Origin of the sequence: Corallococcus sp. CA047B, from assembly GCF_003612065.1 — a bacterium.
GTDB lineage: Bacteria > Myxococcota > Myxococcia > Myxococcales > Myxococcaceae > Corallococcus > Corallococcus praedator.
In genome coordinates, this window is the sequence record NZ_RAWD01000068.1 from 21234 (window position 1) to 32442 (window position 11209).

Here is an 11209-nt window from a genome sequence, read left to right on the forward strand (position 1 = left end):
TGTCGGACGAGGTGTCGCCGTGAAGGTCGCGGTCGTGGACAGCGGTGTGTCGGTGGACTTCCTGCGCCAGCACGGAGGCCCGCTCGCCGGGGCGGCGAGCTTCACGCTGGACCGGGCCGCCCGGCGCCTGGAGTCCCGCGCCCACTCCCGTGAGGAACTGGACGCGTGGCGCGGTGGGTCCGCTGTCCTGGACGACCTGGAGGACACGCACGGCCACGGCACCGCGGTGCTGAGCCTCCTGATGGACGCAGGACCCCGCCCGCCGAACGTGGAGTGGTACGTCGCGCGCGTGCTGGATGAGCGGATGCGCGGGGACTCGCTGTGCCTGCTCGAAGCGCTGGAGTGGCTGACGAACGACGTGCGCCCGGACCTCATCAACCTGAGCCTGGGCACGGTGGACCGCGCCTTCGAAACGCCCCTCACGGAGCTGCTCTGGCGCGCGGTGCGGCAGGGCGCGGTCGTGGTGTGCGCCGCGGGCCCCGTGCCGTGCCTGCCCGCGGGGCTGGGCGCGGTGGTGACGGTGGCGGACGCGAAGACGGCCCGGTTGCTGGGGCGCACGGACACGGTGGACCATGTCGAGCATGCGCCCACGGTGCGGCTGTACGCGTCCGGCACCTGGTGCGAGCGCCCGATGACCAGCAGCTACGCCTGCGCGCTCGCCGTGGCCCGGGTGCTGCGCGAGGGCTGTCCGCCCGACTGGCGGCGACAGGCGCCTGCTGCCCACGCGCGCTGACGCACCGAGCCCCGGGACGTCCTATCCTCGAGGGCATGATCGTCGAATACATCCGCTACACGATTCCCGAGACCCGGGCGCAGGACTTCGAAGCGGCCTACCAGACCGCGCAGGAGAGCCTGCGCGCCTCGCCGCACTGCCTGGGCTTCGAGCTGTCGCGCTGCCACGACGCGCCCGACCACTACATCCTGCGCATCCAGTGGGACTCCGCGGAAGGCCACATGCAGGGCTTCCGCAAGAGCGCCCACTTCCCGCCGTTCCTCGCCGCCATCCGGCCCTATGTGCCGGACATCGAGGAGATGCGGCACTACGACGTCACCGCGGTGCAGTGGACGCGGTGACGCCGTGTCGCTCCTGGCTCAGGCCGGGACGCGGTCGTTGTCCTTGCGGTCCCAGTGGCGGTGCTTCGCGAGGGCCGCGGCGAACGCCGTGGCCAGCGCCGCTCCGGCTCCGGCCTTGGCGCCGGAGACGATGCCGGGCGCGGTCGGAGCGATTTCGCAGGCCTTCAGCACGTCCTCGGCGTCCTGGGACACGCCCACCGTCTTGCAGTGCAGATAGGCCTCCTGCACGAAGTGGCGCGCCTCGCCGTCCTTCTTCAGGGTGGCGACGCTCGCGGCGCCACCGGGGATGAAGACGCCGTCGTATTCCACGGAGGCCGTGGTCATGGCGCTCTTGTCCACCGCCACGTCCTTGCCGTTGGCGGCCTTCACGGTGCCCAGCCGCTTGGCGATGATCTTCAGTTGCGCGCCCTGGGCCTCCAGCTCCTTGCGCACCGCCATCAGTTCATCCGCGTCCACGCCATCCGCGACGAGCACCGCGATCTTCCGGCTCTGGATGGACGGAGGCGTCGTGAGCTTCATGGCCTCCATGCTCAGGGCCTTGGACGCGGGCGGGCCCTTGGGGTTGACGGGCGTGGCCTTGGGGGCGGGCAGGCCCAGCCCTTCGGCCACGGCCGTCACCAGCAGGGCGTCGATCTTCGCGAAGTGCTCCAGCACGCGCTCCTGGATGGCCTTGGACTCCACCTTGCCCAGTTCGAAGCGGCAGGCGTCGATGAGGTGCTCCTGCTCCGGCGCGGAGAGGCTGCGGAAGAACAGCGCCGCCTGGCTGTAGTGGTCCTTGAAGGACTCGGGACGCGCGCGCAGCTTCTGCCCGCTCACCTGCTCCGGCGTGTGCACGAAGCCGCCCTGCTGCTGGGACGCGAGGAAGGGGCAGCCGCCGCCCAGCGAGTTCGGGAAGTAGTTGGCCCGCCCCACGTTGCTCGTGTGCCGCCCGAAGCCGTCCTGCTGGTGGTTGTGCACCGGCGCGATGGGACGGTTGATGGGGATCTCCGCGAAGTTCGGCCCGCCCAGGCGCGTCAGCTGCGTGTCCAGGTACGAGAAGAGCCGCGCCTGCATGAGCGGATCATCCGTGAAGTCGATGCCCGGCACGATGTTCGCGACGCAGAAGGCGACCTGCTCCGTCTCCGCGAAGAAGTTCGTCGGGTTGCGGTCGAGCGTGAGCTTGCCCACGGGAATCACCGGGGCGACCTCCTCCGGCACCAGCTTCGTTGCGTCCAGCAGGTCCACGCCCAGCTTCTGCGCGTCCGCTTCCTCCACGATCTGGAAACCCAGCTCGTACTCGGGGAAGTGCCCCTGTTCGATGGCCTCGAACAGGTCCCGGCGGTGGAAGTCCGGGTCCTTGCCCGCGAGCTTCTGGGCCTCGTCCCAGACGAGCGAGTGCGTGCCCAGGAGCGGCTTCCAGTGGAACTTCACGAACCGCGCGACGTTCTTGTCGTCCACGAGGCGGAAGGTGTGGACGCCAAAGCCCTGCATCATCCGGTAGCTGCGAGGGATGGCGCGGTCGGACATGGTCCACATGATCATGTGGAGGGTTTCCGGGACGAGCGACACGAAGTCCCAGAACGAGTCATGCGCGGTCTGCGCCTGGGGCATCTCGTGGTGGGGCTCCGGCTTGGCCGCGTGGATGATGTCCGGGAACTTGATGCCGTCCTGGATGAAGAAGACGGGGATGTTGTTGCCCACGAGGTCGAAGTTGCCTTCCTCCGTGTAGAACTTCACCGCGAAGCCGCGCACGTCGCGCACGGTGTCCGCGGAGCCGCGCGAGCCCGCGACGGTGGAGAAGCGCACGAACACCGGCGTCTTCTTCTTGGGGTCCTGGAGGAACTTCGCCCGGGTGTACTTCGCCTGGGACTCATAGGGCTGGAAGTAGCCGTGCGCCGCCGAGCCACGCGCGTGGACGACGCGTTCGGGGATCCGCTCGTGGTCGAAGCGGGTCATCTTCTCGCGGAAGTGGAAGTCCTCCAGCAGGGTGGGACCGCGCGCGCCGATCTTGAGCGAGTCGTCCGTATGTTCGACGCGGATGCCCTGGTCCGTCGTGAGGAAGTTGCCCGTGGGGTCCGAGCGGTCCTTCGCGAGCTGTGTGTTCTTGCTCTTCTCGTCGACGTGCACCGTGTCCGGCTGCTTCTGGGAGCTCAACGTGCTGCCTCCTTCAAGGGGGCGTGCACACTGCCCGAGGTCGCGGAGGCCGCGCGTTTCCCGCGCTCCGTCTGCGGGGTGCAAAACGGAGCGCGGCGAGGATGTCCGGTGGTGTTCGTTCCGGACGTTGTCCAGCGAGCGTCAGGCGTCCTTGACCAGGCGTACGAGCATCTTCCCGGTGTTGTCCCCGCGCAGCATGCCGATGAAGGCGTCAGGGGCCTTGTCCAGGCCGTCCACGACGGTGGACACGTCCGACACCTTGCCCTCGCGCAGCCAGCCGCCCATGTCGCGCAGGAAGTCCGCGCGGCGGTTGCCGTGGTCGGAGACGATGAAGCCCTGGAGCGTGAGGCGCTTGCCCACCGCCAGCATCAGGTTGCGCGGACCGGGAGTGGGGGCGGTGGCGTTGTACTGGGAGATGGCGCCGCACAGGACGATGCGGCCGTGGTTCTTCATCAGGCCCAGCGCGGCCTCCAGGTGTTCTCCGCCCACGTTGTCGAAGAAGACGTCGATGCCTTCCGGGAACGCCTTCGCCAGGGACTCGGCCACCGGGCCGGACTTGTAGTTGAAGGCGTCGTCGAACTTCAGTTGTTCGCGCAGGTGCTTCACCTTCGCGTCCGAACCGGCGCTGCCCACCACGCGGCAGCCCTTGATGCGCGCAAGCTCCCCCACGACGCCGCCCACCGCGCCCGCTGCGCCGGACACGAACACTGTCTCACCAGCGGCGGGCTTTCCGATGTCGAACAGGCCCACGTAGGCCGTCATGCCCGGCATCCCGAGCACGCCCAGGTACGCGGACAGCGGACCCACGTTGGGGTCGACCTTCTGGTAGTGCTTCGCGGGGGCCACGGCGTATTCGCGCCAGCCGCCGGTGCCGCCGACGACGAAGTCGCCTTCCTTGAGGTCGGGCGAGCGCGAGCGGACGACCTGTCCCACGCTGCCACCGTCCAGCACCTCGCCCAGCTTGAAGGGCGGCACGTAGGACTTCGCGTCGTTCATGCGGCCGCGCATGTACGGATCCACGGACATGAAGTGGTTGCGCACGAGCACCTGACCGTCGGTGGGCTCGGGGACGGCGGCCTCCACGAATTCGAAGTTCTCCTTCGTGGGTTCGCCCTTCGGGCGGGACTTCAGGTGGACTTCACGTCCCTTGAGTGGCTGGGCCATGGGTGGCTTTCGTGGAAGTGGGCCGGCGTCCGCCGCCGGGCGGCGGGCTCTTAACCGCGGCCCCATTCCAGAACAGGGAATTGGGCATGGGGTGTCGGGTGCCGGAAAGGAACTGCTTCCCGGAAAGACGTGTGAGGTAGGGGCTGGGGTTGACGCCCTGACACGTCAGACGCGCGTGCTACCCCTTGCGTTCATGGATAGAGTGATGGGCGGCGAGGACAGGGGACAATCCATGGGAAAGAAACCCGCGAGCTATGCGGACCTGGAGGCGCTCCCGGCGCATGTGGTGGGGGAGATCGTCGCGGGGGAGCTGTATGCAAGCCCACGGCCGGCTTCACCCCATGCGCTGGCGTACTCCCGGCTTGGTGCGGAGTTGATTGCACTTTTCGAGCGGGGGCGGGGTGGTCCTGGGGGCTGGGTGTTCCTGGACGAGCCGGAGCTGCACCTGCGCGAAGACGTGCTGGTTCCGGACATCGTGGGTTGGCGCATCGAGCGGATGCCACGTGTTCCCCGTGTCGCGGCCTTCACGCTGGCTCCTGATTGGGTCTGTGAAGTGCTGTCTCCTTCCACGCGGAAGCTGGACCGGGAGGCGAAGCTGCCCGTGTACGCACGGGAGGGCGTGCGGCATGTGTGGTTGATGGATCCGACGACGCTCACGCTGGAGGTGTTCGGTCTGGTGGACGGTCGGTACTCGCTGCTCCTCACGCACACAGGGACCGCTCCGGTTCGGGCGGAGCCCTTCGACGCGATGGAGCTGGACCTGCCGTTCATCTGGGATGCGCAGTGAACAGCAGGCGGCCGGGCGCTGACGGATTCAGGTGCGCGGAGGCACGGGGCGCGGGAGGCTTGGCGTCATGCCGTTGTCTCCGTTCTCACTGCTCATCGCGCTGGCGGCCCTCCTGGGGCACCTGTACCTGTTCCGGCGACTCGTGTGGAACCTCACCCCGCGCCGCGTGCCCCGGCTTGTCGCCGCGCTCGCGCTGGGGGGCATGACGCTGGTGCTGGTGGCCCGTCGCTACCTGGAGCGCACGCTTCCAGAAGCCCCTGGCGATGTCGTGGAGCTGGTGTCCTATTCGTGGATGGGCGTGGCGCTGTGTCTGGTGCTCGCGCTCGCCGGGCTCGACGTGGGCCGGGCCGTGATGTGGCTGGGCCGTCGCCTGCGTCCTGACGCGGCCCGCGCGCCCGTATCCGCGCCCGCCGTGGATGCGGACCGGCGCCGCTTCCTCTCCCAAGCGACCGCGGGCGGCGCGCTCGCGCTGGGTGGGGGGCTTGCCGGTTATGGGAGCTGGCGCGCCTTCACCGCCCCGGAGGTGACGGAGCTGGTGGTGCGCATCCCCCGGCTGCCCCGCGCGCTGGAGGGCCTGAGCATCGTGCAGCTCACCGACCTGCACGTGGGCCCCTTCATCCAGCGGCGCTTCATGGACGAGCTGGTGCGCCGGGCCAATGCGCTCAAGCCGGACCTGGTGGCCATCACCGGAGACATGGTGGACGGCTCCGTGCCCCGGCTGGGCGGCCACGTCGCGGCGCTCGGCAACCTCCAGGCGCGCTACGGACGCTTCTTCGTCACCGGCAACCACGACTATGCGTCCGGCGCCGATGCGTGGGTGGCGTACCTGCGTTCGCTCGACATCACCTCGCTGCGCAACCGGCACGTGCGCATCGGGGACGCGGGCGGCGCGTTCGACCTCGTGGGCGTGGACGACTGGCACGGCGCGCGACGCCTGGGCCAGAAGGGCTATGACCTGGAGAAGGCGCTCGCGGGACGCGACCCGGAGCGCGCCGCGGTGCTGCTCGCGCACCAGCCCGCCAACTTCAAGGTCGCCGCGCAGCAGGGCGTGGACCTCCAGATTTCCGGACACACCCACGGCGGCCAGCTGTTCCCCATGACGGCCCTCATCGGGTTGCGCTGGGAGCACTCCGCCGGCCACTACCAGCAGGGCGATTCGCACCTCTACGTCAGCCGGGGCTGCGGCTTCTGGGGACCGCCGATGCGGCTGGGCAGTCCCCCGGAGCTCGTCAAGCTGGTGCTGACTTCGTGAGGAACGCGTCCAGCGCCGCGTTGACCGCGTCCGGATGGTCCAGTTGGATCCAATGCCCGGCGCCCTCCACGACCTGGTGGGGAACGCCCTCGGCCAGCCGGTGGAGGCTGCGCGGCATGTCGTTGTCCGGCGCGACGAGCGAGAACTTCGGGCCCGGGTAGCGCCCGAGCGCGGCCGTCAAATCGAAGTTCGCCCAGGAGCGCTGGGTCGCCACCACCGCGGAGAGCGGGGTGGCCTCCAGGTCCGCCAGCAGCCGCTCGCGCACGTCCGCCCGCGTGCCCGCGGACTCCGCCCAGTCCTGCCGCAGGGCCTGTGCCACGTCGGGCGCGTCACGGGAGGCGAGGATGGCGTCTCGCTGCGCGTCGGGGATGCGCCGGGCGTCCGTCATCGGATCCACCAGGAACAGGCCCGCCACCTGCCGGGGATTCTCTCCCGCGTACGCCAGCGCCACGCCCGCGCTGATGCTGTGCCCCACGAGCACGAAGCGGCGCAGACCCAGGGCGCGCACGACGCCCCCGATGTCCCCCGCCAGCGACTCCAGCGCGTAGTCCTCCGGCTCCGGCAGCGTGGAGCCGCCATGGCCGCGCAGCTCCAGCGCGATGCCCCGGCGGCCCGCGGCGGCCAGGTGCTCCAGTTGCGCCTGCCAGTGGGAGGCATTGCCCGCGAGCCCGTGCACGAAGACGACGGGCAGCGACTTCCCACCGCCGCCGGTGTCCACCAGCCGCAGGTCTCCGGACGGGCCCGCCACGCGGAAGTCCTCGAAGCGGACGCGGTGGCCGACGAAGGCCTGGCCTTCCGCGAAGGGGACCTCGTAGTGGGTGACGTGCACGTCCCGGTCGATGAGGTAGCGGTCGTCCTCCGGGAAGAAGATGGCGCGCTCCGGCGTGTCACCCGCGAAGCGCTTCACCGCGTCCATGGACTCCCAGAGGGTGACGAGCAGGAACTCCGCGCGGCCGTCCTCCACCTTGCGCAGGCAGTACGCGGCCAGGTTGCCCGGCGTGCGGCGGTAGTGCGTCAGGCCCGTCTGGTGGAGATAGGTGAGGTAGGCGTCGGCGTCTTCCGCCTTCGTCACCCCGCGCCAGGTGCGTGCGAGCATCGTGGTGGATCCTCTTCCCTCGAGTTGGTGCCCGACGTGTAGCCCGGCCCGTGACAGCCCGGCCACCGCGCGGCGGCCGGGGTGCGGGAAGACGACACTTCACGGCGTGGGCGGGGCCTGGCCGGGAGTTACCCGGAGGCCCCCGACAGCGCCCGCTACTGCGGCGCGGGCGTCGCCGTGCTGGCGCCGAGCGCGGGCGGCGAAGCACTCATCGCTCCGACGGACCAGGTGCCGTCGTAGCCGTCCGGGTCGTCCACGCTCTTCTGGAGCACGACGCCCACCGGTTGCGCCGTGCCGACGCCGCGCAGGGCCTGCTGCCCGCAGGTGTCCGCCGTCATGCCCCGGCAGACCCACGCGGAGCCGGCCGTCCTGGCGACGTCGAGCGACACCAGCCCGGGCTCCGACACGAGCAACCGGTGCGTCATGAACTCCAGCGACGGGTTCCAGGGCGCGCCCACGTCGCGGCGCGCGTGCAGGTTGCCCACCAGCACGATGAAGGTGTCCTGGCGTGCCTCGCTGCGCGCCTGCCGGAGCTGTTCGGCCATGGTGGCATCCCGCTCCTTGCCGCCCGCGTCGAACGCCACCACCTGGAGGGGCAGTCCCGCGTGGCGCCAGTCCCGCACCTGCTCCAGCAGCTGCTTCATGGCCTCGCTGCTCCGGCCGTCCTGCACCTCACGGCGCCAGAAGTCGCTGTCGGTGAGCTGCTGGGCGGTCGCGTCCGTCTTCGCGAACCAGGCCTCCAGGCGCGCCTGCTCCGCCACGGGCAGCTCCAGCGCCAGCCGCACCGGCTGTCCCGAGGACGCCGCGTGACAGGCGAGCCGCGCGGCGAAGGCGGGGGCCTCCTGCGTGCCGTGGATCTCCCCCAGCACGACGAAGGCGGCGGGCTTGAGCACCGCCTCCATGCCGGGGATGGCGGGACCGCAGTCCACGCGCGTGTGCGCTGCCTGGGCCACGGGCGCCGTCGGGGTTTCGCGCGCCGACCTGCAACCACCGAGGATGAGGGGGACCGCCAGCAGCGACCCCAGGGACATTCGCATGGAGAGGCATCTCCTTGGAGAGACCAGGAAGGTCGCAGTCTGACCCAAGCCACGCGCCGCGCGGGCGGTGAAAAGAGGACGGCCCGCCCCGGGCGTACCGGAAGCGGGCCGTCGGCTTCGTGCGTCACGCGGACGCGGCGCGTTGGATCAGCTCGTGGAGATGGCGGCCCCGGCGCGGGACTCGCGTTGGGTCGCGGCGAGTGCGGAGCGCTGCAACCACCCGGCGAGCCCCAGCATGGCGAGCCCGGAGGTGCGCAGCGTGCGCAGCAGCTCCACCGTTTCGGTGGGGTTGCCGGGCAGCACCATGCCCAGCCATTCCCGCGCGTCGTAGAAGAGCCACACCGCGCCGGACACGCCCATGGCCCACCACACCCAGGCCAGCCGCCCACCGCGCAGCATGTACGCGACGCGCAGGATGGGGGCGACGAGCAGGATGGTCGTCATGTCCGCCAGCGTGGACGCGAGCGCGATGACCGCCGTGCACGTGGCCGCGAAGCCCCGGCCCAGGTGGCCCACCGCCGTGACGAGCGCGGGCCCGCCCACGACGAGCGCGGACACCGCCGCCACCGCCCACAGCAGCGTCGCGCGCGGGCTGGACGGAGGCTGGAGGCCCGACTGCTGGTAGGTGCGCGCCAGCATCACCAGCGCGAACGTGGTGCTCACGTTGGCCAGCACCACGACGACCATGCGGACGGGCAAGAGCGGCGAGTCGACGAACGGCACGTCCGGCACCGCGTGCATCCAGTAGCTGCGCAGCGCCGTGCTGAGCAGCGACAGCCCCGCGCCCACGGTCAGCAGGCCCCACACGCGGCGCAGGTAGTCGCCCGGCGCGAACGACAGCGCCGCCGCCAGGGTGCCCAGCACCGCGAGCAGGCCCACGGTCCAGCCCGCCACGTCCCCCACGAGCGCCAGCCGGCGCGCGTCCTGGAGGGCCGTGGCCACCGAGGCCAGGTGGATGAGCTGGAGCACCGCGACGGCGCCCAGCCAGGGAACCACCGACCCGGACGTGCGGCCCGGAGAAGGGGAGGCGCTCATCGCAGCTTCTCCATGGCCGTGGAGAACTCCGAGAGGATGACCTTCGTGTGCAGGGCTCCGATGAAGGTGTTCAGCATGGGCTTGAGGCCCTCCAGCAACTGCGGCAGCTCCTGCACGCCCACCTGTTCGGGGGGACGCTTCAGGGCCCGCAGCGAGGCGGTCTGGATGGCCATCTTCGCGGTGAACCCACCCAGCAACGGCTCCAGGTGGCGCATCAGCACGTCTTGCCAACCTGACGCGGTGGGGGGGACGGACGAGGGGGTCTGCAACGTCACCTCCGGGGGGAGACCCACAGCGTAGGGACTGTTGCAGACCGGCGCGAGGGTCCGGCGGTGCTTCAGCCCGCACAAAATGCTCGGGCCGGTCTGTATTCCCCGCGACCTCCGGAAAACGGTGCGACTAACGGCGGCGCGGCTTCTTCTCGTCGGCCGTTTTGGCGACGGGCTTGGGCTCGTGGGGGCCCTTGAGGACGTCCTCGAAACGGGACTTCAGCTTGCGCCGCTTGAAGAAGAGGGCGGTGCGGCCGAGCAGCTGCGCGAGGTCCGAGCCGGTGTCCGCGGCGATGCGGTCCGCGACTTCGTGGCGACCGTCCGGGCCTTCGTTGATCTTCACCTTGATGAGTTCGTGGTCGTTCAGCGCCTGCTCGACGGCGGCGATGACGCCCTCGGTGACGCCGGACTGGCCGACGAGGACCACCGGCTCCAGGTGGTGGCCGAGGGCCCGCAGGTGGCGGCGTTCTTTCCCGGTGAGGGGCATGGGATGTCTCCTTGAGAAGGGCGCGGGTGCCGGGGCCTCTGGAGGCCCCGGACCGGCGAAAAGGGGCGCACCCTACTTCTTTTGGGCCGCCATGCGGACTTCCCGCATCGCGTCGATGTGGTCCGGTTGCAGCTCGACCGTGCGCTTGAAGTGCTTGAGGGACCCGGTGACGTCGCCGCTCAGCTTGGCGATGACGCCCAGGAAGTAGTGGGCGGGGGCCATGCGCTCGTTCTTCTTGATGGCAGCCTGGATTTCCCGGAACGCCTCTGGCTGGGCGGCCTTCTTGTCCGGGGAAGCGAGGAAGCGGGCATAGCCGCGCCAGGCGAAGAACTCCGGCTCCTCGGCGTTGAGGGCGATGGCGTCGTTGAGCATCTTCACGGCTTCGGGGTACTTGCGCGCCTTCACCAGGATGCAGGATTTCTGGAAGAGCTCCTCGGCCTGGAGGATGGACTGGATGTCCACGCCGTCGCCGCCGCCGCTCTTGAGTTCCTCCAGGTAGGCCGCGCGGCTCTTGTCGTCGGTGAGCGTCCGGTAGGCGTCGCCGATGTACGCGAACACCTCCGCCTTGAGCTTCTCCAGCTCCGGCGGCGCGCCCGGGGGCAGGGTGTCCGGGTGGTAGAGCTTGGCCATGCGGAAGTAGGCCACCTTCACCGCGCCGCCGTCGGTCTGTTCAGTGAGGCCGAGCCGCTGGAAGTGGTTCTGTTCCTTCAGGGCCGCGGCGAGCGTGCGCAGCGCGGGCAGTTCGTCCGAGCCGGGCGCGGTGGCGGACGCCGCCGGGGCCGGAGCACCGACGACGGGCGGACCGGGTCGGGCGCCAGGGCCCGCGCTGGCGGGAGCCCCGGGAGGACGGGGGGCGGCACCGGGGCCCGCGGTGG

General features: G+C 70.5%; 12 protein-coding genes. 4 read left to right on the plus strand and 8 right to left on the minus strand.

All coding sequences use genetic code 11. The features are described 5' to 3' along the window. Positions 1-19: 19 nt before the first annotated feature. Positions 20-733, plus strand: coding sequence for a S8/S53 family peptidase (locus D7X74_RS13595; RefSeq protein ID WP_120533377.1), 714 nt, complete (start codon positions 20-22; stop codon positions 731-733). A gap of 35 nt (positions 734-768) precedes the next feature. Next, positions 769-1074, plus strand: a complete 306-nt coding sequence (locus D7X74_RS13600; protein WP_120533378.1) for a putative quinol monooxygenase — start codon at positions 769-771, stop codon at positions 1072-1074. 18 nt (positions 1075-1092) lie between these two features. Here the strand turns inward: D7X74_RS13600 and D7X74_RS13605 are convergent, their stop codons facing one another. After that, a complete protein-coding gene (locus D7X74_RS13605) occupies positions 1093-3180 on the minus strand; it encodes a catalase (protein WP_120533386.1) in 2088 nt (695 codons plus the stop codon). A 168-nt stretch (positions 3181-3348) separates the two neighbouring features. Then, positions 3349-4371, minus strand: a complete 1023-nt coding sequence (locus tag D7X74_RS13610) for an NADP-dependent oxidoreductase (protein WP_120533379.1) — start codon at positions 4369-4371, stop codon at positions 3349-3351. A 232-nt stretch (positions 4372-4603) separates the two neighbouring features. On the opposite strand from D7X74_RS13610, the gene D7X74_RS13615 reads away from it, so the two are divergent. Both D7X74_RS13615 and D7X74_RS13620 read left to right on the plus strand, forming a co-directional pair. Next, positions 4604-5158: a Uma2 family endonuclease gene (locus D7X74_RS13615; RefSeq protein WP_120533387.1), complete on the plus strand. Its 555-nt coding sequence runs from the start codon at positions 4604-4606 to the stop codon at positions 5156-5158. A 67-nt stretch (positions 5159-5225) separates the two neighbouring features. Beyond that, on the plus strand, positions 5226-6410 hold the full coding sequence (locus tag D7X74_RS13620; RefSeq protein ID WP_120533380.1) for a metallophosphoesterase: 1185 nt from the start codon (positions 5226-5228) through the stop codon (positions 6408-6410). On the opposite strand, the gene D7X74_RS13625 is transcribed toward D7X74_RS13620, so the two are convergent. The 6 genes from D7X74_RS13625 to D7X74_RS13650 all read right to left on the minus strand — a co-directional run. Further along, positions 6388-7506: an alpha/beta fold hydrolase gene (locus D7X74_RS13625; protein WP_120533381.1), complete on the minus strand. Its 1119-nt coding sequence runs from the start codon at positions 7504-7506 to the stop codon at positions 6388-6390. The genes D7X74_RS13620 and D7X74_RS13625 overlap by 23 nt on opposite strands. 155 nt (positions 7507-7661) lie before the next feature. After that, a complete protein-coding gene (locus D7X74_RS13630; protein WP_147446562.1) occupies positions 7662-8543 on the minus strand; it encodes a ChaN family lipoprotein in 882 nt (293 codons plus the stop codon). 147 nt (positions 8544-8690) lie between these two features. After that, the gene (locus tag D7X74_RS13635; RefSeq protein WP_120533383.1) at positions 8691-9578 is read right to left on the minus strand and encodes a hypothetical protein; all 888 of its coding nucleotides are present in this window, start codon (positions 9576-9578) and stop codon (positions 8691-8693) included. Further along, positions 9575-9793 (minus strand): hypothetical protein, encoded by a 219-nt coding sequence (locus D7X74_RS13640; protein WP_120533384.1) that lies wholly within the window; start codon positions 9791-9793, stop codon positions 9575-9577. The genes D7X74_RS13635 and D7X74_RS13640 overlap by 4 nt, the downstream gene beginning before the upstream one ends. Before the next feature lie 184 nt (positions 9794-9977). Next, positions 9978-10334, minus strand: a complete 357-nt coding sequence (yhbY, locus tag D7X74_RS13645; RefSeq protein ID WP_120533385.1) for a ribosome assembly RNA-binding protein YhbY — start codon at positions 10332-10334, stop codon at positions 9978-9980. A gap of 72 nt (positions 10335-10406) precedes the next feature. After that, positions 10407-11209 (minus strand): DnaJ domain-containing protein (locus tag D7X74_RS13650; protein WP_147446563.1); only part of this gene is annotated, 803 nt, incomplete at its 5' end.